The organism is Microbacterium schleiferi (assembly GCF_020781975.1).
Lineage (GTDB): Bacteria > Actinomycetota > Actinomycetes > Actinomycetales > Microbacteriaceae > Microbacterium.
Genome location: NZ_JAJGNI010000004.1, coordinates 1 through 24,101, shown reverse-complemented (window position 1 = coordinate 24,101; position 24,101 = coordinate 1). Strand labels below are relative to the sequence as shown.

Sequence of the window (24,101 nt, the reverse complement as noted above, 5' to 3'; positions counted from 1 at the left end):
GGGACCGCGGTGTCAGGAAGCTCCGGCGGCGAGTTCCCGCGAGCGCACGAGCGCGGCATCCGTCGCCCGTCCGAAGAGCGCACCCAGGTCGGCATCCTGGAGCACGGCGATCGCCCGCTCTGTCGTGCCATTCGGGCTGGTCACCTGGCGGCGCAACTCCCTCGGGTCCTCGCCGGATGCCTCGAGCAGCGCGCACGCGCCGATGAAGGTCTGCTCGACGAGCAGCCGCGCCTGGTCGGAAGAGAAGCCCTTGCTCTCGGCTGCACGGGCGAGTTCCTCGATGAGGAGGTACACGTACGCCGGCCCCGACCCTGAGATGGTGCCCAGCGCATCGATCTGCTCCTCGTCGAGGTCTACGACGACGCCGACGGTTTCGAACAGGGCACGCACTGTCGCGCGGTCCGCGTCGCTCGCGCGCGAGCCGACTGCGAGTCCCGTGACGGCCTGACCCACCAGTGCCGGCGTGTTCGGCATGGATCGCAGCACAGCAACCCCTTCGGGAAGAAGCGCCTCGTAGGTCGCTGTCGTCACCCCTGCCGCCAGACTCACGACGATCGCCCCGGGGCGCAGCGAGGGAGCGATCTCGCGGAGCAGGTCGGGGACCATCGCGGGCTTGACGCCGATGAGGATCACGTCGGCTTCGGCGGCCGACAGGCGGTTGCGCTCCGGGTACTCATCAAGCGCGTAGCTGCGGATACCCGGGATGTCGGAGAGGAGGGCGGCTTTCTGCCCCGAGCGGTTGGTCGCGATGACGCCTGCTGTGCCGGATGCGGCGACGCCGCGCGCGACCGCACCCCCCATCGAACCAGCTCCGAGGACGGCGACGACGAGAGAAGGTGTAGAGGAGGCCATGGCGTCATCCTAGGCGCGCACGTTCTGCCAATTTTCACGCTCGGCGTATCCCTCCCCGTGGTGAGAGCGAGCTATCGTCGGAGGAGTCGGCGCAACGTCCGCGTCCCACCGGCCTGGGTCACTCCCGAACCAGAGTCACTCGAGAACCAAGGATCCGATATGACCCTTTTCGACGGCATCGTCTCCCGCACGATCGAGACTCCCCGACTCGCCGTGAACATCCTGGAACGCAGCGGGGACGACCCCGCGACACCCACCGATCGAACCGTCGTGTTCGTGCACGGCAATGTGTCTTCGGCCCTGTTCTGGCAGGAGATCATGCAGGATCTGCCGTCTGACCTCCGCGTCATCGCCATCGATCTGCGCGGCTTCGGGGGCACCGAGAACCTGCCGGTGGATGCCACCCGCGGCGTCCGCGATTTCAGCGACGACGTCTTCGCGACGATGGAGGCTCTGGGTCTTCCGACCGCACACTTCGTGGGCTGGTCGATGGGCGGCGGGGTCGTGATGCAATACGCGCTAGACCACCCTGTCCTCAGTCTCACGCTGCAGGCCCCGGTCTCGCCCTACGGCTTCGGCGGCACCCGCCGCGATGGCAGCCGCCTGACCGACGACGACGCCGGCACCGGCGGCGGAGGGGGCAACCCGGACTTCGTCGAGCGGCTCAACGCGGGCGACACGAGCGACGAGGCACAGACCTCGCCCCGCAGCGTCTTCCGCTCGGGCTACGTCGCCCCCGGGTACAGCAGCGAGAACGAGGATGTCTGGGTTGCCTCGATGCTCACGACATCCACGGCATCCGGCAACTACCCCGGCGACGGCGTGCCGAGCGAGAACTGGCCCGGCTTCGCCGCTGGAACCGTGGGCGTTCTCAACACGATGGCACCGAAGTACTTCAACACCGCGTCGATCGTGGAGCTCGAACCCAAACCGCCGATCCTCTGGGTGCACGGCACCGCTGACGCCATCGTGTCGGATGCCTCGTTCTACGACCTCAACCACCTCGGCGCTCTCGGCATCATCCCGGGATGGCCCGGGGAGGATGTCGCCCCCGCCCAACAGATGGTCTCGCAGACCCGGGACGTGCTCGAGGCTTACGCCGCAGCCGGCGGCCACGTCGAAGAGCTGAGCCTGGAGGGCGTGGGCCACTCGCCCCACCTGGAGCGTCCGGTGGAGTTCCGCCATGCACTGCTGCAGGTCATCGGCTACATCGGGCAGCCCCCGACCTCGCTCCCTGCAACCGAGACGATCATCCTGCGCTCGGCCGACTGAGCCGCGCTAACCCGACACCGAGCGGGCCTAGACTCCCGCTCATGAGTGCATCGGGCGGCAATCGCGCCATCATTGCGGCGTTCCTCGCGAACATGGGGATCGCCCTGTCGAAGTTCGCGGCGTGGTTCTTCTCGGGATCGGCCTCGATGCTCGCCGAAGCGATCCACTCGGTAGCCGATTCGGGCAACCAACTCTTGCTCCTGCTCGGGGGTCGCCAGTCCCGACGAGCAGCCGACGCCGAGCATCCGTTCGGCTACGGCCGCGAGCGCTACGTGTACGCCTTCGTCGTCTCGATCATCCTGTTCTCGGTCGGTGGACTCTTCTCGATCTACGAAGGCGTCGACAAGCTCACGCATCCCCACGAACTCGAGAACGTCTGGCTGCCCGTTCTCGTTCTGTTCATCGCAATCGGCCTCGAGTCGTACTCGCTGCGCACGGCGATTCACGAGAGCAACCTCGTGCGCACCAAGGGGCAGTCCTGGGTCTCGTTCGTTCGCCATGCGAAGGCTCCGGAGCTGCCGGTCGTGCTGCTCGAGGACGTGGCGGCATTGACCGGCCTCGTCTTCGCCCTCTTCGGAGTCGGGATGTCATGGCTGACCGGCAATCCGGTCTACGACGCCATCGGCACGCTCATGATCGGCACGCTCCTGATCCTGGTCGCTGTCACGCTCGGCATCGAGACGAAGAGCCTGCTCGTCGGCGAAGGCGCCACGCGCGCGGATCGAGACCGCATCGTCACCGCGATCGAGGGCGGCGACGAGATCGAACGGCTCATCCACCTGAAAACCCTCTACCTCGGCCCCGATGAACTCATGGTCGCGGGCAAGCTCGGGTTCGCCTCCGACAAGACGCTCGGCGAGGTAACTGCCGACATCGACGCTATTGAGGCTCGGATCCGCGACGTCGTCCCGATCGCTCGGGTGATCTACCTCGAGCCCGACATCTACCATGCCCCGACCGAAACCGACACGGATGCCGGGACGGCAGGGGTGTCCGCATCCGACGCGAACGACGCCCGCCGTTGAGAAAGGACACCATGGAGTACTGCGTCTTCACCGAACCACAACAGGGCTTCTCGTATGCGCAGCAGCTGGCGAGCGCCCAGGCCACAGAGCGGCTCGGATTCGCCGGGTGGTTCCGCTCCGACCACTACCTCGCGATGGGCGCCGGCGACCCGCTTCCCGGCCCGACGGATGCCTGGACTACCCTTGCTGGGCTCGCTCGGGAGACCGAGAGGGTACGCCTGGGCACGCTCGTCTCGCCGGTGACCTTCCGTCACCCCGGCATCCTCGCCATTCAGGTCGCACAGGTCGACGAGATGTCGGGAGGCCGCGCCGAGCTCGGACTCGGAGCCGGATGGTTCGAGCGCGAGCACGAGGCCTACGGCATCCCGTTCCCACCGAGGCGCTTCGACCTGTTCGAAGAGCAACTCGAGGTGATGACCGGCCTGTGGGCAACAGCCGAGGGGCAGACGTTCGACCACCAGGGCACCGCCTACCGTCTGACCCAGTCGCCGGCACTTCCCAAGCCCGTGCAACCGCAGGTGCCCGTGATCATCGGCGGTGGCGGGCAACGGCGCACCCCCGCCCTGGCCGCACGGTTCGCCACCGAGTTCAACATCGGTTTCCAACCCGAGGATAAGGTTGCCGACGCGTTCGAACGCGTGCGTCAGGCGTGCGTCGACGCCGGGCGGCAGCCGGATTCACTCAAGCTCTCGGTGGCACTTCCCACCGTGGTCGGCCGCGACGACGCCACTCTCGACCGACGTCTGGCCGCGATCGGCCGGGAGAGGGACGGCAACGAGGGCGCGGCGATGTTCTTCGGCGGTGCGGAAGAGATCATCCCGAAAGTCGAGCGCCTTGCCGCACTGGGGGCAAGCCGCATCTACTTCCAGCAGGTCGATCTGACCGACCTCGACCAGCTCGACGAGCTCGGAACCGAGATCCTCCCTCACCTGCCCCGCTAGCCTCGCCCGCGCCCACCGTCGCGAACTGCTCAAAGAACGGTCTGCTTCGGGCGAGCCCGACCAAAATTGAGGAGTTAGCGACGCCGAAGCCGGGTCAGGAGTCGCGGCGAACGGCGAAGAAGTCGCGCAGCACGGATGCCGCCGCATCAGCCTCGACCCCCGCGATCACTTCCGCGCGAACCGGGAGCCGACGATCCCGCACGACGTCGTAGAGCGATCCGGCAGCTCCCGCCTTGTCGTCCCACGCACCGTAGACCAGCCGAGAAACGTGCGCCTGGAGCAGGGCGCCGGCACACATGAGACATGGCTCGAGCGTGACGACCAGGGTGCATCCCTCCAGGTTCCAGGACCCGCGTGCCCGGGCTGCAGCGCGCAACGCGACGACCTCGGCATGAGCTGTCGGATCGGTCGTCGCCTCGCGGCGATTTCGACCCTCCCCGATGATCGCCCCGGTCTCGTCGATGACCACCGCACCGACCGGAACCTCGCCCGTGTGCCCGGCCTCCCGGGCCAGCTCGAGCGCGCGGCCCATCGCGGAGCGGTCGGTGTCAGCGTGGGTCACGCCACGAGCCTAGGACTACTCTGAGGCGTATGCGCTTGCACGTCGCCGATCACCCGCTCATCACGCACAAGCTCACCGTCCTCCGGGACGAGCGCACACCCTCCCCGGTCTTCCGGCAATTGACCGAAGAGCTTGTGACTCTGCTGGCCTACGAAGCGACCCGCAACGTCCGGGTGTCCGAGATCAGCATCCGAACCCCCGTGACCGAGACGACCGGTGTGAAGATCAGCGAGCCGCGCCCGATCGTCGTTCCGATCCTGCGCGCGGGCCTGGGGATGCTCGACGGGATGGTGAAGCTCCTCCCCACCGCTGAAGTCGGGTTCCTCGGCATGGTGCGCAACGAAGAGACCCTGGAGCCCACGACATACGCCGAGCGCCTGCCGGCTGATCTGAGCGACCGGCAGTGCTTCGTGCTGGACCCGATGCTCGCGACCGGCGGCTCCCTGGGGATGGCTATCGATTTCCTCTTCGACCGCGGCGCCCAGGACGTCACCGCGATCTGCCTGCTCGGAGCCCCTGAAGGGGTGGCAGCGATCGAGAAGCAGGTCGACGGTCGAGATGTGACGCTTGTGCTCGGCGCCGTGGACGAGCGTCTCAACGAGCGCGGTTACATCGTGCCGGGCCTCGGCGACGCCGGCGACCGCCTCTACGGCACGGTCTGATAGCCCCGGACAGTACCGTCGTGGGCGGGGCGATGCGCCCCTAAAGCCACTTGCGCGCGCGGAAGATCGCGTACAGACCGCCCGCAAAGGCGAGCATCATCCCGATCGCCATGGGGTAACCCCACGGCCAGTGAAGCTCGGGCATGTCGTCGAAGTTCATCCCGTAGATGCCGGCGATAAGACTCGGCGCGAAGATGATCGCCGCCCATCCCGAGATCTTCTTGACCTGCTCGTCCTGACGCATCGATACTTCGGTGTGGTGACGGGCGACGAGCGCCGAGTGAACCGTCAGTGCCTTGTCGAGCAGCGCTTGCGACGCCTGCACCCGCTCGCTCACCCGGGTGACATTGTCGAGGACGTCCCGCATATGGCGTCGCAGTTCCAGATCGACGTCGAACTTCTCGTAGCCCCGCCGCAGGCGCTCGATCATTCCGATCAGCGGGTGGACCGCTCGGCCGAACGCGGCGGCCTCACCGTATAGCTCGTAGATGCGCCGGGAGAGAAACTCGTCGTTGGCGTCTCCGAAGAGCTGGTCTTCGATCTCATCGATGTCGTTCTCGATTCCCGCGATGACCGGCTCATAGTCATCGACGACCCGGTCGAGGACCGCGTAGAGAACCGCCTCTGACCCAAGCCGTAGCAGCTCGGGTGTGCTCTCGAGGCGCTGCCGCACTGCGGCAAGGTCGGGAGACTCGGCGAGGCGGATGCTGATCACGAAGCCGTGTCCCACGAAGAGGTGAACCTCGCCGAACTCCACCCGTTCTCGAGCATCGTCGTAGCGGGCGGGCCGCAGCACGACGAACAGCGTGCGGTCGTATCGTTCCACTTTCGCCCGCTGGTGCCCTGTCGAGCCGTCCTCCACCGCGAGCGGGTGGAGGTCGAACTCTCGCGACACCGAGTCCCACTCTTCGGGCGTGGGGCGGTACAGCCCGATCCAGGCGAAGCCATGGAGCTCTTGCCGCAGCCGGTATGCCTCCTCCAGCGATGTCGGGCTCTCGACCCGAACCCCGTCGACATAGATGGCGTTGTCGATGACCGGCATGATGTACTCCCGAGATCCGAGGCGCGAGCGAGCCTCGGCCGGATACTAGCCGACGGGGGTATCCCCGCCGGGAACCACCGCACTCATCGCACGGACCGCCGAACCGGCATCCGTCGTTCTGCCCGGCTCGGCGGGTACGGCGCCGACCAAGCGCGCGAATCCGCTGAGGCGGGCCACTCCGTCGGGCGTGCGCGGAAGATCGTCGAGCAGCCCCGGCGAGTAGACGATGTAGGCGGTGTGCATCGCCCGCGAGATGGCGACGTTCAGGCGGTTGCGCAGCAGCAGGAACTCCAGTCCTCGAGGCGCGTCTCGACCCGAGGATGCCGCGAGCGACACGATCGCGACAGCCGCCTCCTGGCCCTGAAAGCGGTCGACCGTCCCGACCGGAACCTCGGGAAAGCCTGCGGCCGAGAGCGCTGACTCCACGAGAACCTGCTGCGCGTTGTAGGGCGTCACGACGATGATGTCGGAAGCCTGCAGCGGCCGGGTTGTCGCGCTGGTTGCCGAGCCGTCGCTGTCGTCAACAACGACATCCGTCCACGAGCGCCCGACGAGATCGCGCACGAGCGCGACGACGGCATCTGCCTCTTCAGGCGACTGGGTAGCCCGGCCGTGATGACGGACCGGGAGAGGAATGACGCCGCCTTCCACACCCTCGAGGCGCCGGAGCGCGGTACTGGGGTGAGCGCGCAGCGCGCCACGGTACGACAGGTCAGAGACGGGGGCCGTGACCGCCGGATGCATCCGCCGCGACGCCGCGAGGAAGCGCCCGAAGCTCGGCGGGATGACGTCTTCGCCGTCCATGATCCACCCGAGAGCCGACGTGTCGACCGGCTCCGGATGCGTCCCCTGACTCACCTGCGGAAGCTGCTGGGGGTCGCCGATGAGCAGCAGCCGGGGCGCTGCGAGCGCGACAGCGATCGTCGAGGCGAGCGAAAACTGACCGGCCTCGTCGATCACGAGCAGGTCGAGGCTCCCCCGCGGCACCCGCCCTTCGTGGCTGAAGTCCCACGCCGTCCCGCCGACGACGAATCCCGTTGCAGCGTTCTCGGCCGCGAACGCCGCAACGCCGTTCTTGGGGATCACTGTGAACGGCACCTCGGCGTCAGCGTCCTTCGGCGCCTTGCCGACGCGGGAAGCGGGCACCCCCGCCGCAATGACACGACCGAGCATGTGCTCGACCACCGCGTGCGATTGGGCGACGACTCCCACGCGGAACCCGTGATCGGTGACGAGCCGCTGAATCACGTGCGAACCGACGTAGGTCTTTCCGGTACCCGGCGGACCCTGCACCGACAGCGCACTGTGGTCGAGCCGCAGCACGGCATCGACGAGCGCCTCAACGTCGTCCGAGTTCTCAGCGGTTGCAACCGGTTCGCTCGCAAGCAACCGAGCGGGGCGCCGCCGCAGAATGTCGGATGCCGGGTCCTTCGGGAGATCCGGATGGGCCTCGATGACCCCAGCCGCCCACGCGTCGATGGCGGTCTGCTGGCTTGCGGCGCGGGGCGGGGCGGCGGGCGTCAACGCGATCGGCAGCTCCTGCCATGTGAAGCCTTCGACCGCTCGCTCTTCGATGACCACGCCGTCCTCGAGCTCCTCGATCACGGTGACCCGATGATCGGCGTGGATCCATCGCGGGGAAGCGTCGAACGGGAAGGGCGCGGGCAGTTCGTAGATCGCGAAGGGATCCGCGCCGGGGCGCAGTCGCGTGCCGGGAGCGAGCTCACCCCGCACCTCGACGACGCGTCGATCGGCTCGGGAGCCCTCGGGCCTGTGCCAGTCCTCACGGATGCGCGAACGCGCCGGATCCACCGCGATGACGTCTCGCGTGTCTTCCCAGAGAGACATCGGCTCACGAAGCCGCAGATAGTGAGTGGCCCAGAACGACTTCGCCTCACGCGGGTAATAGTCGATCGCGGCGGCGGCCAGGCGCAGCGCCTGCGCGTCGGCAGCATCGGGCGTCTCGCCGGCAAGGCGCAGCAGAGTCGTCGCCTGCGGCGAGGGTTCATAGCCGGTTTCGCTCGGTTCCGGATTCGCTGCCGGGCGCCGACCCGTCTCGCGGGCGCGGTCCACGAGCCAGTCACGCAGGCGCCGGGTCGAGACGCAGTCGTAGCGGTTGTAGTCGGCGATGTCATCGAGGATGAGCTGTGCGGCATCCGCGTCACCGTCTTCGGCGAGCGCCCGCGCCTCGACGTAACGCACGATCGAGTCATCGCCGCGCTGCACGTCACTCGTGCGGACCTCGTCGCCCATGTAGAGCGGCTCGAGCTTCTTGATCGAATAGGACCGCGACCCTACCCGCAGGGCGCGCCTGACCACGGGGTAAAGGTCAACGAAGACGCCGTCGCGCAGCAGGCGGTCGACCTCCGCCTCACGCACGCCGTACCGCGCGGCCATTTGCAACAGGTGGGTGGGCTCATAGGGCGCGTAGTGGTAGATGTGCATCCCAGGGTGGGCCCGCCGGCGTACCGCGACCATGTCGAGAAAGGTCTCGAGGGCAGCGCGCTCGTCGGCAAAGGAGTGGGCCCACAGCGCGTTGTACTGTTCGCGGTCATCGACCCAGCCGAATAGATAATCCAAGCCCCACGAGATCGTCTGTTCGCGCCCGCTCGCGTCGCCAGCGACCGACTCGGTGTAGAGCGGGTCGCCCTCGAAGTCGAAGAACAGGTCACCGTGGTCGGGCCTCGGCAGAGCGGCCAGGGCAGCCGGTGCGACGACCTCGAACGGCGGTGGCTGTGGCGCGGCAGGGGCACCGGGTACGGCATCCACCGCGGCCGACGAGTCGAAGGCGCCCACCCCGGCGGCCGTTCGCAGCTGCAGTCTCGCCTGGGTCTGCAACATCGCGAAGGTATCGGGGTTCATCCCCGCCGGTGTCGCGCTCGCGCCGACCAGATCATCGATTGTGCGGACGCCGGCTGCCTGCATCCGCTCGCGCTGGACGGGACGGATGCCTGCTACCAGCAGCAGATCCCGGGTCGCGACGACCTCGATCTCGCACGTCGGGCACCTGCCGCACGCGACGACGCCAAGCTCGCCGCGCGGGTCATCCCACGCGATCGGCACGGATGCCGAGAGCCGGTCTTCCAGAAGCGCACGCAGCCGCTGGCGGCGCAGGGCATAGACCGGAAGGAGGTCGTCGACGCGGTGAGTGCTGGTCGATCCATCGCCGAGCAGCAGCTGGACCTCGTCCGCCCGGGGCACTCCGAGCTGGTCGAGGCGATCGACGTATGCCGCCAGCTGCATGAGGGCGGTGACACGCGCGTGACGGGCGAGCTTCGTGTCCTGAACGATCCAGCGCCCGTCCGAATCCCGCAGAAGGAAGTCCGCGAAGCCCACGAACTCGTCGTCGGCGAAGCTGGCCTGATAGATCACGACCGCGTCAGCCGACAGCAGTGCTTGGTTGGTGAGCGCGACGGCACGGGCAAGGGCTTCGGCATCCGAGGAGGCGGTCTCGGGAATCTCGACGACCGCGCCGCCGAAGCGTTCGCGGTAAGCCTCGAGAGTTCGGCGTTCGTGCACGCCACCCAAGCGTCCGGCACGTTCCAGGGTGAGATCTACCGGATCCTCGACCGGATCGATACGACCGAGCTTCGCGTCGATGGCGCGCACCCAGGCGAACTCGCACTCGGCGGCGGCCTTGAGGTCGCTCGCACTCCAGACGAACCGACGCTCGCTCTCGATGTATCGCATGATGCCTTTCCGCTCCCGACGATAGCCGGGGCATCCGACACGACCCAGCCGGGATGCGCGGTTATCGCCGATACCTCGACGAGACCGCATCGTGCCCGCGAGCCTGCGTCTGCTTCGCGCTGCCTCCCGGGCACGATGCAGTCTCGGACTTCTCGGCGTGCGCACACGCGAAGTGCGAGACTGGAGGCGTGAGCATGAGCCTGCCGTTCGAAAGCGCCTACCGTCACGGGTTCGCGCGCGTCGCGGCGTGCACGATCCCCGTCGCGGTAGCCGACCCCGCCACGAACGCCGAAGCGGTCCTCGCGGCAGCGCGCGAATGCGATGCGGATGCCGTCGCTATCGCCGTGTTCCCCGAGCTCTGCCTGTCGGGCTACGCCATCGATGACCTCGTCATGCAGGACGCGCTTTTGGACGGTGTGGCCAGCGCGATCGAGCGGATCGTGGCAGCATCCGTCGACCTCTTCCCCGTGCTCGTGGTCGGCGCCCCGCTGCACCACCGCAACCGGCTCTACAACTGCGCGGTCGTCATCCACCGTGGTGAGGTGCTCGGCGTCGTGCCGAAGGCGTACCTGCCCACCTACCGCGAATTCTACGAGCGGCGCTGGTATGCACCGGGCGAGGCGTGGTCGGGCGAGGCGATCCGGATCGGCGCGCTCGAGACCGTCATCGGCACGAACCTGCTCTTCGAGGCGCGCGATGTCGAGGGCCTCACCCTGCACGTCGAGGTGTGCGAGGACATGTGGGTGCCCGTCCCGCCGTCGTCCCGAGCAGCGCTGGCCGGCGCGAGCGTGATCGCGAACCTCTCGGGAAGTCCGATCACCATTGCGCGCGCCGACGATCGCCGCATCCTCGTGCAATCCCAGTCGCTGCGGTGCCTGAGCGCATACGTCTACGCGGCAGCGGGCCTCGGCGAATCGACCAACGATGTGTCGTGGGACGGCCAGACGATGATCTACGAGGCCGGCACCCTGCTGGCCGAGACCGAACGGTTCCCCGACGGCCCCCGCCGCAGCATCGCCGATGTCGATCTCGATCGGCTGCGGCAAGACCGGATCCGTCAGGGGACGTTCGACGACAACCGCGGCGCGCTCGGAGGAGAGGACTTCCTCACTATCGAGTTCGTCCTGGATCCGCCGGCCACGGATATCGGTCTTCGCCGGCACCTCGATCGGTTCCCGTTCGTGCCCGACGACCCCGCCCGCCTCGCCCAGGACTGCTACGAGGCTTTCAACATCCAGGTCGAGGGCCTCGTGCAGCGGATGCGGGCGATCGGCGACCCGAAACCCGTCATCGGCGTCAGCGGCGGGCTGGACTCGACGCACGCCCTGCTGGTCGTCGCACGGGCAATGGACAGGATGGGGCGGCCGCGCTCCGACATCCTGGCGTACACCCTCCCCGGCTTCGCGACCAGCGACCACACGAAGTCGAACGCGGTAGCCCTGGCGACAGCGATCGGCGCCTCGATCGAGACGATCGACATCCGCGCCACGGCATCCGAGATCCTCCGTAGCATCGGACACGCGTTCAGCCAGGGCCAGCCGATCTACGACGTGACGTTCGAGAACGTGCAGGCGGGGGTGCGCACCGATCTGCTGTTCCGTCTCGCGAACCAGAACGGCGGCATCGTCATCGGAACCTCCGACATGTCGGAGCTCGCGCTCGGCTGGGCGACCTACGGCGTCGGCGACCACATGAGCCACTACGCCGTGAACACCGGGGTTCCCAAGACCCTCATTCAGCACCTCATCCGGTGGGTCATCGCGCACGGCGAGGATCAGGGAGCCGCTGCCCTCACATCCGAAGCGAACACCGTGCTGCAGTCGGTGCTCGACACCGAGATCAGCCCCGAGCTGGTTCCCGCCGACGAGGAAGGCAAGATCCAATCGACGCAGGATCGGATCGGACCCTACGCGCTGCACGACTTCACCCTCTTCCACGTGCTGCGCTACGGCATCCGTCCCTCGAAGATCGCCTTCCTCGCCGAGCGGGCGTGGCGAGATGCTGACGCCGGCGCGTGGCCCCCCGGATTCCCCCTCGATGAGCGCTACGCGTACGACCGCGAGACCGTCGTGCGCTGGCTGCGGGTATTCCTGCAGCGCTTCTTCGGGTTCGCACAGTTCAAGCGGTCTGCCATCCCGAACGGTCCCAAGGTGTCTCCGGCGGGGTCCCTCTCGCCGCGCGGAGACTGGCGCGCGCCATCGGATGGCAACGCCAGAGCCTGGCTCGCCGAGCTGGATGCCGCGCTCAGCCCAGCATCCGACGCCTGATCCGTCTCACGGGGTCAGCGTCACACCGGCGTGCGGGCGTCTTCGGCGTCAGCGAAGGCAAGCGTCACGACGAAGCCGTCGCGGGAGAGGTCGAGGATCGTGTACTGCGCCCTGCGGTCAGGCACCCACCCGCGCTGCCGGGTCGCGTCGAGTTTGACCATATCCGGCACGACGCGCGCCCCGCGACCGTCGGCTTCGCGCACGGCCTGCACGCGGGTCCAGTGGTCGATGAGGTTCAGGATGTTGGTCTCATCGAACAGGTGCGAGTGACGCTGCATCTCGTGGATCGTTGCGTCATCGGGATGCAGGTCGCGGATGTCGAGCCCGATCGTGTACGGCCGATCGGTCAGCGCCACGACGGTTGCCGCGCGGAAGCTCGCATTGCGGATCTGCAACGAGAGCTCCTTTCCATCGACGCTGGCGAACAGCTGCGTGTGGAACCCGAATTGCGCGGGAGCCTCGCGCTCGACCCTGACGTCTTTCGGGTCGAGCTTGAGCTTGGCGGCGACGAGTTCCTTGGCCAGTACCCGCTTCCGGTCGTGCTCGCTCATCGACGGGTCCCAGCCGAGTCTCACGTCGATCCCGTCGGGCGTATCCAGCACCACAGACTTCACTCACGTCCTCCTGTCGTCGCCTCCATCTTCGCCGCTCAGCACGAACCCTTCCACCTGACGACGCCGGGCAAAATGAAGGCATGAGACTTCTCGTTGCTGCCCTCGACCGCGAGCTCGTTGCCTTTCCCGACGATCTCCCGGGTTTCGACCGTCTCGTCACGGGCCCCGGCAAGCTCCAGGCGACTCATGCACTGACCCGCGCCCTCGAACGCAGCAGCTACGACGAGATCGTTGTTGTCGGAACCGCCGGTGCCATCCACGAGGATGTCGAGGCCACCGTGCACGAAGTCACTGCCGCGATCCAGCACGACGTCACCGACCTCGACAACGTCGTGGGGCAGCACGTCTCGCTGCCGGCGATGCTCTCCTTTGGCGGGAGCGGCCACACGATCGCGACCGGCGACCACTTCGTCGACGACGCAGACGTCGCCGCAGGCATCCGTGACCTCGGCGCAACCCTCGTCGACATGGAGGTGTACGCCTACGTGTGGGTAGCGCAGCAGTACGACGTGCCCATTCGCGTTCTCAAGGCGGTCTCGGATCGCGCGCAGGACGGTGCCCTCAGCGACTGGGGCGAGGCGACGGATGCCTGCAGCGTGCTGCTCTTGGAACGCGTGCGCAGCGACTACGGACTGTAGCTACCCGGACTGGACAACTCGGCTGAACGAAGGACAACTCGGCGCGAGAAAGGACAACTGGGCTGAAGCAGGGACAACTCGGCGCGAGGAAGGACAACTGGGCTGAAGCAGGGACAACTCGCGTGAAAGGCGGGTCAGGTGGGGCCGGCGCGATATTCGTCGGACTCGTCGGATTCGGCATCGCGCGCTGCGGCCCGGCGCCGCGAAAGGTCGACGATCGACACGATGAACGACAGCGCGATGAACACGGCAACCGACGACATCCCGATCAGATAGGCGTCGTGGTAGACGACGAGCGAATCTCGGCTGCCTGTTTCGCGATAGATCGTGGCGTAGAACAGGGCAAGAGCTACCGCCGTCCCGACCGCCGTGCCGATTCGTTGACCGAGCTGGCCGACCGACCCCGCAAGACCGCCTTCTGACACCGGCACGTCCGCAAGGGCGAGGGTCTGGTTCGGCGAGATCACCAGCCCACCACCCAGGCCTCCGAGGATCATGACGGTTCCCATCAACCACGGGGTCAGCTCCGGGCTCGCGAAGACGGCGACGAGCACGAGACCGACCGCCGAAACCAAGACCAGGATGAGTCCGCCAACGACCAAGGGGCGACCGATGCGGGTCACGAGGTTGCCGCCCACCCAGGAGGCCACGGCGCTCGGTAGCGCGAAGCCGATGGTGACCATTCCGGCGAAAACTGGCTCGAGCTCGAGCCCCGTCTGCAGGTACAGGGTGGTCAGCAGGAACAGGGCCGGGAGGGCCGCGAAGTACGAGGTAGCGAGCAGGGTGCCGTTGCGATAGGACGCGATGCGAAAGAGCGAGAACGGGATCAGTGGCGCGTGCCCGCGGGCAGCGTAGCGCCGTTCCCAGGCGACGAAGAGGACCGCGAACAGGACGAAGACGGTCAGCAACCACCACCGCCGTGGGTCGTCGTCGGGTGAGCCCGTGGTGAACAGGAACGGCCACATCAGGGCGAGCACCGTCACGCCGAACAGAACCACACCGATCGGGTCGAGAGCGATGCGGCGGCCGGTGTGGATCCGAGTGGTCGGAAGCACCCAGACCGCCGCGGCGATCGCGGCGATTCCCAGCGGAACGTTCATCCAGAAGATCCAGCGCCAGCCGTCATCCGGACCGCCGAGGGCGATCATGAGCCCACCGAGCGTCGGTCCGAATGCCGTGGCGAGCCCGATCGTTGCTCCGAACAGACCGAACGCGCGCCCCCGCTCCGCCCCCCGAAAGATCTGCTGAATCAAGCCGAGGACCTGCGGCATCTGGATGCCGGCAGCAACACCCTGTAGCAACCGGAAGACCATGAGAACCACGATGTTCGGAGCCAGCGCGCACCCAAGGCTTGCGAGAGTGAACAGGATCAGGCCCACCAGAAACAGCGCGCGGCGGGAACGCTGGTCGCCCAGGCGCCCCATGGGGACCAGGAACAGACCGAAGGTCAGGACGTAGCCCGAGACGATCAGCTGGAGTTCTGTGGAACCAGCGCCCAGCGCATGCTCGATCGAGGGCAGCGCAACATTGACCTTCGACAGGTCGAGGATCGTGATCGCCGCGACGGATGCCGCGACGGCAAACGCTCGCCACCGCGCGGCGTTGGTGAGCGGGATCGTGGTGGTTCGTGGCTGCGACGACGCTCCCGAATCCGAACTCACCCTGCCAGCGTATGCCCCTGCCGATCGGGCAAGGCCCGTGACGGTGTCACTCGCGATCAGAGCCGGCTGGGCGCGGCCTCGGTGATGACGCTCGACCCGTAGGGCGTCGCTTCGACAAGGATGCCGATCGGAAGCTGCTCCTTCATCGCCTCGACGTGACTGATCACGCCGATCGTGCGGCCGCCCGAGCGCAGGTCATCGAGGGTGCGAAGCGCCAGCTCGAGAGTCTCAGCATCCAGCGACCCGAACCCTTCGTCGATGAAGAGCGTGTCGAGCCGGATGCCGCCGGCACGGCTCGTGACGGCCTCTGCGAGGCCCAGGGCGAGAGCGAGGGAGGCAAGGAAGGTCTCGCCGCCGGACAGCGACTGGGGAGGACGGGTACGGCCCGTATACGCATCGTGGACATGGAGCCCGAGGCCCGACGCGGCGCCTCGCCGCGCCAGAGTGTCGGTGTGTTCCAGACGGTAGCGCCCGTCGGACATGTCGGCGAGACGCAGGTTCGCGGCAGCGACGATCTCTTCGAGTTCGGCGGCCAAGACGAAGGTCTCGAGCGTCATGCGCATGGTGTTCGGGGCGCGCCCGGCGAGTGTGTCGGCCAGACGCACGATGGTCTGGTGTTGCTCGCGCCGCTCATGTCCGTCGCGATCGAGCTTCTCGATTGCCTGTCGCAGGTCACCGAAACGCGCGACGCGCTCACGCACCGCTGCCAGTTCGGCGACGGCATGCTGCCAGGTGTCGCGAGCGAGCGTCGCCTCGCCAAGCGAGGCGTCTGTGTCGACGAGGTCATCGGGCGCGTCGGCGAGCTGCAGCTCGAGTTCGAGCAGCCGCTCCTTCGCGATGCGTCTCGCGGCGTCGTGATCGCTCAGCCGCGACGACAGGTCTTCGAGCTGGGTGGGTGTGAGCAGCGCGGCGCGCGCTGACGGGGCATCGGGGAACGAGGATGCCGCGACTTCCGCGTCGAGCTTGCGATCGGCATCCTGCCGCCGTTCGAGCGCGACCTCATGAGCGCGGCGAGCCTCGGCGAGCCGCTGCGCGGTTCGCCGCCGAGCCTCGGCGTCGACGATCCGCGCGTGGACGCTCGGGAAAGCACCGCACGCGGTTGCGACAGCTTCCTCAGCCTCGGCAATCCGACCGCTCAGGACAGTGCTGGCGGTGTCGAGTTCTGCCAGGCGAGCGGCAGCAACGTCCAGCTCTCCCCGCAGTTCGTGCTCACGGGCCTCGAGATCACCGCGCAGACGGCGGGCGTGATCGAGTGCCTCGGTTGCGCGCTCAGCGACGTCCAGCCGGGACTGACTTTCACCCTGACGCGCCTGAAGTTCTTCGACCGAGCCTTGCGCCCGAGCGCGGGCGGCATCGACGCGCGCGGTGATCGCGGTTAGGCGCGCGGCGCTCTCGCGATCCACCGCCAGGGCACGGTCGCGATCTTCTTCGGCGGCCGCGAGGACAGCATCAGTGACGGGATCATGGTTGCTCGGAGCGGGCTGGGGGTGATCGAGCGAACCGCACACGGGGCAAGGGTCATCATCGGTCAGCCCGTCGGCAAGCTCAGCGGCAAACCCGGCCAGGCGCCGACGCACAAGCTGTCCCCACCCGGCCACAGCCTCTTCGACGGCGCGCGACGCCTCGAGCCGGTCGGCGCTCGCCTGGGCAAGCTCGACAGCCGCCGCTTCGGCCTCTCGCGCGGCGATCAGGCGTGCGACAAGGTCCTCGCTCTCGGCGCGGGCTGCATCGAGTCCCGCCGCAGCGATGGACAGTTTCTCGATCTCATCCCCGAGCCGCCCGCGCTCCTGTTCGGCCAGGGTGAGCGCGGCGCGGGTCACGGCGAGAACCGCCCGAACCGCATCCACTTGCGTTGCCACTCGGGTCAGGTCGGCGCGGTCTGCGGCGAGTTGCTGCTCAGCTTTCTCGGCATCCTGCCATCGCGCGATGTCCCCCGTGAGCGCCTGGGCCACGGCAAGCAGATCGTCGACATCGAGGGCGGCGTCTACCCCCGCCGCAGCGTCAGCGAGCACCGCCGCCTCGACTGCGCCCGCCGCCTCGACATCGGCACGGGCGCGGGCCGCCTCGTCGATCGCGGCGCGCAGCGGCTCGGCAGAGCGAGCGCCCTCGAGGAGCGCTCGATCCAGCGCGAGCGACGCAGACTCGATCTCGATCGCCGCCATACGCTCGCGCGCGGCGTTGCGCTGCTGTTGCTGCTCGCGCAGCTGGCGCACGCGGGTGTGCGCGGCTTCTGCGGCAGCCAGGGCCGCGTCGGCCCGCTCGACGGCGTCAGCGCGGGTCTGCAGATCGTATCCCGCGCGGGCAGCCACGCGTTCCAGGTCGATTGTCTCGTCCGAGACGTGCCATCCGGCCTCTCGTGCGAGCGCTTCGACGTCACTCTGCAGGCGCTGCAGGTGCCCCGCATCGCGCTCCTGTTCACGCTCGGACTCGCGTCGGCGTTCGTCGAGGCGCTTCTCGTAGTCCTCGTAGATCTGGGTGCCGAACAGCGTTCGCAGCACCCGCTGCCGATCGGTGTTTCCTGCCAGCAGGAACTGCGAGAACCGGTTCTGGGCGAGCAGGATCACCTGCAGGAACTGCTGGTGGGAGAGCCCGACGACCTGGTGGATCGCGTGGCCCACGTCCCGCGGCCCGGCGGCGTACCCCACCCAGTGCTCGCTGCCGTCCGCAGCCGGTTCCAGCCGCTCGAGCAGAGCGTCGGCCGCGACGATTGTCATGCCGGTGCCGCGACGCTTGGGGCGTTCGTAGTCCGGCGAGCGCGAGATGCGCCACCGATCGCTTCCGGTGCTGAACTCCAGGGTGACCTGCGTCGGATCGTCGGGGCCGCAATGATCGCTGCGCAGGCGCCGATCGACTCCGTCATAGCGGGGGACCGTGCCGTAGAGGGCGAAGCAGATGGCATCGAGGATGCTGGACTTGCCCGCTCCGGTGCGGCCGGCGATCACGAACACCCCCGAGGGGGCGAGAGCGTCGAGGTCGACATCCTGCCGTTCTCGGAAGGGGCCGAACCCTTCGATCTGCACCCGGTGGATCCTCACGCGACGGCCTCCGCTACCGTACGACCCTCGATCACCTCGGAGATCAGCTCCGCCTCCGCCGGGCTGGCACCCTCACCCTCGCGGACGTGAGCAAGGAAGGCGCCGATGAGTTCGACGTCGGTCCGAGCCGTCCGCACGCGGCCGGCGTAGGTCTGATCGTCGCGCTCGTGCTGACGCTCAGGGGCGTGGACCACTGCCGCGCAGAAGGGGAAGCGCTCTTGCAGTCGGCGCAGCGGATCGCGCTGCGGTGTGGCATCCGTGTATTCGGCTCGCACCCACGCTGCCGCGGCGTGCTCGTGGTCAGCAGCGGAGCACAGGTCATCGAGCGTCCCGCGAATCGTGACGAGGCGGCGCGGGATCGGCAGGTCGAGCCAGGTGACAGAGGCTTCGCCGGTAGCCGAGAGATCGACAAGCCATGAGCCGCGCGGCTTGTCGGCCTCGCCGAAGCTGTAGTGCAGCGGCGCGCCCGCGTACCGCACGGTGGGCGCGAGCTGCTGACGACCGTGGATGTGCCCGAGAGCGACATAATCGATGCCCGCGAACTCGGCGAGCGGGACGACGTCGAGTCCGCCCTGTTGGATGTCTCTCTCGAGGCCGGGAGTGGGATCGACGCCCGCGGTGAAACAGTGGGAGACGACGATCGAGCGACCACCGCGCGCGGCATGGTCTGCGCGGATGAGTCCCATGGCGTGCGCGATCGCGTCGTGCTGGGTGCGCAGCTTCTCGCCGGGCCAGGTCCGTCGCAGCAGCGCGGGCTCGAGGTAGGGGATGCCGTAGACGTGCACGGGCCCGTGTTCGTCGGTCAGCGTGATCGGCGCGTCCAGCGTCGCCGGATCGGTCAGGACGTGGATTCCCGCCCGCAGAAGGCCGGACTGGAATCCCAGGCGGGCAGCCGAATCGTGGTTGCCGCTGGTCACGACCACGGCGGCACCGGCATCAGCGAGCCCCGAGAGCATGTCGGTGAGCAGCGTGTAGCACTCCGCCGGCGGCGTCGATGAGTCGAAGACGTCTCCCGCGACGATCACCACATCGACGGAGTTCTCCCGAACCTGCTCGATCAGCGCGTCGAGCACCTCCCGGAGCGCAGGCAGCGTCGAGTGCCCGTGGAAGGACCTCCCGATGTGCCAGTCGGAGGTGTGGAGGATGCGCATGCCCTCACGCTACGGCGGGCTCCCGACATCCGCCCCGAGGCTCACGGGGATACGGCGGCCTCGCGTGGAGCGGATGCCGCCGCGGGAGCTCCAGCACCTGCCCGCCCCGAGCCTGGAGGCGCCACCGACTCGCGCATCCGCAATGGCATCGGAACCCGCCGGATTCTGCCCCCGTCGGAGGCATCATCTTCCAGCAGCACCTGAAGCGCCAGCGCCCCCAGTTCGTAGTGGGGCAGCGCGAAGGTCGTCAGTCGCGGACGTAACCAACTCGCGAGCTGATGGTCGTCGAACGAAACGATCGAGAAGTCGCCGGGAATCGACAGTCCCGCCTCTTGAATCGCCTGGTAGGCGCCGAAGGCCAGGCGGTCGTTGAAGGTGATGATGGCCTCACCGCGCACGCCGGTGTCCAACAGTGAACGCGTGGCAGCCCATCCGTCCTCAGGCAGCCACACGGAGCACAGCCGTGCACTGGCGGGCTGCAGCCCGTCTTCGGCGAGGGCATCGAGAATGCCGCGCAACCGCTCGGACCCCGCGACGGTCTGCACCGGAACGTCATCGGGTCCCGGGCCCGCGCCCAGGAGGTGGATGCGGGAGTGCCCCGCGGCACGGAGCACTTCGACCGCCGCGCGCCCCGCGGAGTACTCATCGGGCACGATCGAGGGTACGGTTCCGACCGCACTGTCTTCGGGGAGCGCGTTCAGCAGCACGACGCTGCGAGGATCGATTCCCGCGGGCACCGCACGCACACGCGTGAACATCGACGCGATGATGAGCCCGTCGACCTGGCGGTCGATCATGCCCTGCACGAGGCGCCGCTCTTCGTCGGGGGCACCTTCGGTCTCACCGATGAAGAGCATGTACCCGTTGCGATGTGCGTGTTCGAGGGCACCCTTGATGAGGTCTCCGGCCAGCTGCGAGGTCGCCACCGTGTCGGAGACGAAACCGATCGTCCGGCTCGATCCGCGGCGCAACGCTGACGAGAGGATGTTCGGGCGATACGCGAGTTCGGCGGCCACGCGACGCACGCGTTGCTGCGCCGCCTCCGAGATCCGCAGCTCGTCGCCTCGATCCGAGAGCACGAGTGAGGCGGTCGTCCGCGAGACACCGGCGGCAGCGGCGACATCGGCGAGGGTTACGCGCTTCGACTTCACGGCGTTCCTCCTTCGTTCGCAGCATCCTAGAGCGCGCCCGTTACGGACGCTTCGCCGCGGCGTTGCAAGCAAACTGCCGAATACTGCCGCGTTCGTCGAAAAAGATGGCGCATATGGTCGCCGCCTCTCGGCGAGACGACCGTATGCGCCAACAATCTGCGCCAGCATCCCGCTGACGCGGGTGCTCAGGCGCGAGCTTTGAGGATGCCGGCGTGCTCAGGATGCCGGTCGAACCATTCAGCGACGTACCAGCAGACCGGGATGATCTCGCGGTCGCCGCGCTCCTCTAGTTCCGCGACGGCGCGCGCGACGATCTCGGCCGCGTAGCCCTTGCCGCGAAACGGCGGCGGCGTGAAGGCCCGGGTCATCGCGACGGATCGACCGTCGTCGTTGTAGTCGAGCGCGCTGACCAGGTCATCCCCCACGTGCAGGGTGTACCGGGAGGCATCCTTCTGGTCGGTGAACCGCGTCTCGCTCATTCCTCCAGGGTACGCTCGCGCGCGAAAGACGGCTCCGGCGTTGCGGCGGATGTCGCGCCTGAGGGTTACGCGGGAATCCGGTGGGTTGCGACCAGCTGCTGGTACCACCTGCCACTGTCTTTGACGGTGCGTTCGAGCGTGTTGAAATCGACGCGAACGATACCGAAGCGTTTGGCGTACCCGTACCCCCATTCGAAATTATCGAGCAGGGACCAGACGAAGTAGCCGCGCAGGTCGACACCGCGAGCCATGGCACGGTGGGCCGCCGTGAAGTGCCGGCGCAGATAGTCCAGCCGCTCCGGGTCGGGGACCGAACCGTCGGCTGCCACGGTGTCGTCGAATGCTGCGCCGTTCTCGGTGACCATCAGCGCCTGGCCCGGGAACTGGTCGTGCAGCGATACGAGGAGTTCCTCGAGTCCTTCGGGCGCGATGTTCCACCCCATAGCCGTGTACGGGCCGGGCTGCTCCACGAACTCCACGACCTGGTCGCTGCCAGGCCACGCCGTGCCGCCCTCGGCGCCCTTGTGACCATCGTTCTGCTGTTTCGGAGAGACCCCGTCCCACATCCGCACCGTCGCGGTCGAGTAGTAGTTCACGCCCAGCACGTCGATCGGCTGATGGATGTCGGCAAGATCCCCGTCACGGATGAACGACCAGTCGGTCACCGATGCCGTGTCCTCCAGCAGGTCGGACGGGTACTCCCCCCGCAGCATCGGCCCCGTGAACGCGCGGTTCGCGAGCGCATCGATGCGGCGCATCGCCTCCGCTGCACCATCACCCTGACCGCGCAGCACGTGGAAGTTCAACGTCACCGAGTACTGCGGGTTCCCGGCTGATGTCGCCCGCAGCGCCTGCACCGCCCGGCCGTGCGCAAGATTCAGGTGGTGGACCGCCGCGAGCGCAGCAGCCGGCTCATGCCTGCCCGGCGCGTGACCGCCCTGGCCGTACCCGAGGTACGCGGAGCACCACGGCTCGTTCAGCGTCGTCCAGGTGTGGACCCGGTCACCGAACGCGGCGCCCACAATCCGCGCGTACTCCTCGAACGCATCCACGGTCGCGCGGTTCGCCCAACCGCCGGCATCCTCCAGCGGCTGCGGCAGATCCCAGTGATACAGCGTCGCTACCGGCTTGATGCCTCGCGCGAGCAGACCGTCGATGAGTCGCGAGTAGAAGTCGAGCCCCGCCTGGTTCACCGCGCCGCGGCCCGCTGGCACGATGCGGGGCCACGCGATCGAGAACCGATAGGCGTCCAGACCCAACTCCGCCATGAGGTCGAGATCGCTCTCCCAGCGGTGGTAGTGGTCGCACGCCACATCCCCCGTGTCACCGTTCCACACCTTGCCGGGCGTCTTGCTGAACGTGTCCCAGATCGAGGGTCCACGCCCGTCCTCATCAAACGCGCCCTCCACCTGATACGACGCGGTCGCCGAACCGAACGTGAAGTCGTCGGGAAAGACGAGGCCGGAATCACGGTAATCAGGCGAACCGGTCATTGCTCACTCACTCTGGATCATTCCTTTTCGGTTACCGCGGCGCGGTCGACCTCGAAGGTATCGACTCGCCCGTCGGGGGTGGTCACCGTGACGCTAGCAATCCCCGCTCCCCCCGGGAAGACACGCAGCGCGAGTTCGTCGAGATAGTCGTAGTCGGGGCGGTCCTCGCGCGCACCCCAGGGGAGCACGGCTCCGGGCCGGACGTACAGCGGCAGACTGTCGAACCCGTGGACCTCGGTCCGCCATGCGCCGCCCGCGACGCGCTCCCCCGTCAGAAGGTGCGTCCACGTGCCGGGCGGGAGATAGAACGCCACCTCGCCGGTAGCCGTGAAGACCGGAGCGAGTGGCTGAAGAAGTGGCAAGGCGACTCCTCTCCGACTGAGCAGATTGCGCGGCAGGAACCAGGGGTGTCGGGCGGGATGACCGTGATTTGACGCACTTCGACACGGTCGGTCATAATCGGCCGCATGACTGACAACGCGCATGTCCTGTCCGCCTGGGAGGCGAACGGAACTGCCGGCATGATGATGGCCGGCCGCTCAGTCACGTGTTGTCGAATGTGTCGCTGACGACACCTCAGCGGGGCTCGTTCTGCGATCCAGATCGCACTGCCCCTAGCCCTCTCGCAGAGCGCTCCTATCCGAATCGCGCTCGACACCGACCGTCAGGTCACCGCAACACACCTCTGCCCGAACCATCCGGGCCCTCCGCAAGGACCATCATCCCCATGTCGAACACCGCTCTTCTTAGCCGCCCCACTCCCACCCGTCACCTGCACGCCGTGCCCCCGATTGTCGAGGAGCCCGCGGCCCGCACCCCGCGCGGCTTCGCGCTGTACGTCGGACTCGATGAGGCCAAGGCCGCCGCTGCAGGCGTCTCACTCCCTGTTCTGGTCGATGCTCTGCGCCGGACCCTTGCCGAGCTCGCACCGGATGCCGAAACCTACGCCACCGTCGCACTCGCGCCTCGCGGCGCCGGCGGGCGCGACGTCGATGTCGTGCGCCGTGCGCTACGTGAGCCCTCGGCCATCGCTGCGGTGACCGCGGCATCCGAGCCCGAAGACACCGACCGCTCGGCACGCGGCGTCGTCTTCGACATCTCACGCAAGCGCGTCGTCATCGACGGTGAGACGGCTCCGTTCACGTTCACCGAGTTCGAGCTGCTGCAGTACCTCGTGCTGCGCGAGGGTCGCACCATCGAGCGGTCCGAGCTCGTCACCTCGCTGTGGCAGAGCGACGATGACGGTGAGGTTCCCGGCGAGCGCACGATCGATGTGCACGTGCGCCGCCTGCGCTCGAAGCTCGGCCGCTACGAAGACATCGTGCGCACGGTGCGCGGCGTCGGCTACCGGTTCGACCGTCACGCCGACGTCGTCATCCGTTACGGCCACGGCACCCCCTCGCCCGACCGGTTCTGAGCTCGTAGGGTCGCCTTTTTCTCGGCATCCTGCGGCGTGCGACCCGACTCTCCCCGATTCAGTCGCGCCTTAATGCGGGTCGCCCCACTCTGCACCGACACAACGGCGCGACCGAACCCCCGGGATGCCGCACGAGGTGTCAGCGGGCG

The 24,101-nt window shown here is 67.8% G+C and carries 19 protein-coding genes; 7 read left to right on the top strand and 12 right to left on the bottom strand.

The genetic code is table 11. The annotated features are described in order from the left end of the window. Window positions 1–12: 12 nt before the first annotated feature. On the bottom strand, window positions 13–852 hold the full coding sequence (gene proC / locus LL236_RS05770; RefSeq protein WP_228177852.1) for a pyrroline-5-carboxylate reductase: 840 nt from the start codon (window positions 850–852) through the stop codon (window positions 13–15). A 159-nt stretch (window positions 853–1,011) separates the two neighbouring features. Between proC and LL236_RS05765 the strand changes: the two genes are divergently transcribed. Genes LL236_RS05765 through LL236_RS05755 form a run of 3 tightly spaced genes read left to right on the top strand, consistent with a single transcriptional unit; the run spans window position 1,012 to window position 4,090 of the window. Then, window positions 1,012–2,124, top strand: coding sequence for an alpha/beta fold hydrolase (locus LL236_RS05765; RefSeq protein ID WP_228177851.1), 1,113 nt, complete (start codon window positions 1,012–1,014; stop codon window positions 2,122–2,124). Window positions 2,125–2,165: 41 nt separating this feature from the next. After that, entirely contained in the window at window positions 2,166–3,149 is a 984-nt protein-coding gene (locus LL236_RS05760; RefSeq protein WP_228177850.1) for a cation diffusion facilitator family transporter, read from the top strand. Window positions 3,150–3,160: 11 nt separating this feature from the next. Next, the gene (locus LL236_RS05755; protein ID WP_228177849.1) at window positions 3,161–4,090 is read left to right on the top strand and encodes an LLM class F420-dependent oxidoreductase; all 930 of its coding nucleotides are present in this window, start codon (window positions 3,161–3,163) and stop codon (window positions 4,088–4,090) included. Between the two features lie 94 nt (window positions 4,091–4,184). On the opposite strand, the gene LL236_RS05750 is transcribed toward LL236_RS05755, so the two are convergent. After that, a complete protein-coding gene (locus LL236_RS05750; protein ID WP_308017246.1) occupies window positions 4,185–4,652 on the bottom strand; it encodes a nucleoside deaminase in 468 nt (155 codons plus the stop codon). Window positions 4,653–4,681: 29 nt separating this feature from the next. Between LL236_RS05750 and upp the strand changes: the two genes are divergently transcribed. Further along, the gene (gene upp / locus LL236_RS05745) at window positions 4,682–5,314 is read left to right on the top strand and encodes a uracil phosphoribosyltransferase (RefSeq protein ID WP_228177848.1); all 633 of its coding nucleotides are present in this window, start codon (window positions 4,682–4,684) and stop codon (window positions 5,312–5,314) included. A 40-nt stretch (window positions 5,315–5,354) separates the two neighbouring features. Here the strand turns inward: upp and LL236_RS05740 are convergent, their stop codons facing one another. Beyond that, a complete protein-coding gene (locus tag LL236_RS05740; RefSeq protein ID WP_228177847.1) occupies window positions 5,355–6,356 on the bottom strand; it encodes a magnesium and cobalt transport protein CorA in 1,002 nt (333 codons plus the stop codon). Window positions 6,357–6,401: 45 nt separating this feature from the next. After that, entirely contained in the window at window positions 6,402–10,046 is a 3,645-nt protein-coding gene (locus tag LL236_RS05735; RefSeq protein ID WP_228177846.1) for a TM0106 family RecB-like putative nuclease, read from the bottom strand. A gap of 194 nt (window positions 10,047–10,240) precedes the next feature. Here LL236_RS05735 and LL236_RS05730 point away from each other — a divergent pair, with 194 nt between their 5' ends. Next, window positions 10,241–12,313, top strand: coding sequence for an NAD(+) synthase (locus LL236_RS05730; protein ID WP_228178026.1), 2,073 nt, complete (start codon window positions 10,241–10,243; stop codon window positions 12,311–12,313). A gap of 20 nt (window positions 12,314–12,333) precedes the next feature. Here the strand turns inward: LL236_RS05730 and LL236_RS05725 are convergent, their stop codons facing one another. Beyond that, on the bottom strand, window positions 12,334–12,927 hold the full coding sequence (locus LL236_RS05725; protein WP_228177845.1) for a hypothetical protein: 594 nt from the start codon (window positions 12,925–12,927) through the stop codon (window positions 12,334–12,336). An 80-nt stretch (window positions 12,928–13,007) separates the two neighbouring features. On the opposite strand from LL236_RS05725, the gene LL236_RS05720 reads away from it, so the two are divergent. After that, window positions 13,008–13,565: a phosphorylase family protein gene (locus LL236_RS05720; protein ID WP_228177844.1), complete on the top strand. Its 558-nt coding sequence runs from the start codon at window positions 13,008–13,010 to the stop codon at window positions 13,563–13,565. A 134-nt stretch (window positions 13,566–13,699) separates the two neighbouring features. On the opposite strand, the gene LL236_RS05715 is transcribed toward LL236_RS05720, so the two are convergent. From LL236_RS05715 to LL236_RS05685, 7 genes are all read right to left on the bottom strand, one after another. Beyond that, window positions 13,700–15,226: an MFS transporter gene (locus LL236_RS05715; protein ID WP_374198009.1), complete on the bottom strand. Its 1,527-nt coding sequence runs from the start codon at window positions 15,224–15,226 to the stop codon at window positions 13,700–13,702. 56 nt (window positions 15,227–15,282) lie between these two features. After that, window positions 15,283–18,246: an AAA family ATPase gene (locus tag LL236_RS14985; RefSeq protein WP_228177843.1), complete on the bottom strand. Its 2,964-nt coding sequence runs from the start codon at window positions 18,244–18,246 to the stop codon at window positions 15,283–15,285. An 11-nt stretch (window positions 18,247–18,257) separates the two neighbouring features. Beyond that, window positions 18,258–19,412: an exonuclease SbcCD subunit D gene (locus LL236_RS05705; protein ID WP_228177842.1), complete on the bottom strand. Its 1,155-nt coding sequence runs from the start codon at window positions 19,410–19,412 to the stop codon at window positions 18,258–18,260. 41 nt (window positions 19,413–19,453) lie between these two features. After that, the gene (locus LL236_RS05700; RefSeq protein WP_228177841.1) at window positions 19,454–20,563 is read right to left on the bottom strand and encodes a LacI family DNA-binding transcriptional regulator; all 1,110 of its coding nucleotides are present in this window, start codon (window positions 20,561–20,563) and stop codon (window positions 19,454–19,456) included. A gap of 185 nt (window positions 20,564–20,748) precedes the next feature. Continuing rightward, on the bottom strand, window positions 20,749–21,042 hold the full coding sequence (locus LL236_RS05695) for a GNAT family N-acetyltransferase (RefSeq protein WP_228177840.1): 294 nt from the start codon (window positions 21,040–21,042) through the stop codon (window positions 20,749–20,751). Window positions 21,043–21,107: 65 nt separating this feature from the next. Next, a complete protein-coding gene (locus tag LL236_RS05690) occupies window positions 21,108–22,535 on the bottom strand; it encodes a GH1 family beta-glucosidase (protein WP_228177839.1) in 1,428 nt (475 codons plus the stop codon). 17 nt (window positions 22,536–22,552) lie between these two features. Next, entirely contained in the window at window positions 22,553–22,897 is a 345-nt protein-coding gene (locus LL236_RS05685) for a hypothetical protein (protein ID WP_349675954.1), read from the bottom strand. 365 nt (window positions 22,898–23,262) lie between these two features. Between LL236_RS05685 and LL236_RS05680 the strand changes: the two genes are divergently transcribed. Beyond that, window positions 23,263–23,952 carry a winged helix-turn-helix domain-containing protein gene (locus tag LL236_RS05680; protein WP_228177838.1) on the top strand — a complete coding sequence of 230 codons (690 nt, stop codon included), beginning with the start codon at window positions 23,263–23,265 and terminating at the stop codon, window positions 23,950–23,952. Window positions 23,953–24,101: the final 149 nt, after the last annotated feature.

Coding starts and splice junctions, on each gene's coding strand:
- LL236_RS05720 (WP_228177844.1), top strand. CDS start 13,008: ATGAGACTTCTCGTTGCTGCCCTCGACCGCGAGCTCGTTGCCTTTCCC.
- LL236_RS05765 (WP_228177851.1), top strand. CDS start 1,012: ATGACCCTTTTCGACGGCATCGTCTCCCGCACGATCGAGACTCCCCGA.
- LL236_RS05705 (WP_228177842.1), bottom strand. CDS start 19,412: ATGCGCATCCTCCACACCTCCGACTGGCACATCGGGAGGTCCTTCCAC.
- LL236_RS05695 (WP_228177840.1), bottom strand. CDS start 21,042: ATGAGCGAGACGCGGTTCACCGACCAGAAGGATGCCTCCCGGTACACC.
- LL236_RS05755 (WP_228177849.1), top strand. CDS start 3,161: ATGGAGTACTGCGTCTTCACCGAACCACAACAGGGCTTCTCGTATGCG.
- LL236_RS05735 (WP_228177846.1), bottom strand. CDS start 10,046: ATGCGATACATCGAGAGCGAGCGTCGGTTCGTCTGGAGTGCGAGCGAC.
- LL236_RS05690 (WP_228177839.1), bottom strand. CDS start 22,535: ATGACCGGTTCGCCTGATTACCGTGATTCCGGCCTCGTCTTTCCCGAC.
- LL236_RS05730 (WP_228178026.1), top strand. CDS start 10,241: ATGAGCCTGCCGTTCGAAAGCGCCTACCGTCACGGGTTCGCGCGCGTC.
- LL236_RS05760 (WP_228177850.1), top strand. CDS start 2,166: ATGAGTGCATCGGGCGGCAATCGCGCCATCATTGCGGCGTTCCTCGCG.
- proC (WP_228177852.1), bottom strand. CDS start 852: ATGGCCTCCTCTACACCTTCTCTCGTCGTCGCCGTCCTCGGAGCTGGT.
- upp (WP_228177848.1), top strand. CDS start 4,682: ATGCGCTTGCACGTCGCCGATCACCCGCTCATCACGCACAAGCTCACC.
- LL236_RS05740 (WP_228177847.1), bottom strand. CDS start 6,356: ATGCCGGTCATCGACAACGCCATCTATGTCGACGGGGTTCGGGTCGAG.
- LL236_RS05680 (WP_228177838.1), top strand. CDS start 23,263: ATGTCGAACACCGCTCTTCTTAGCCGCCCCACTCCCACCCGTCACCTG.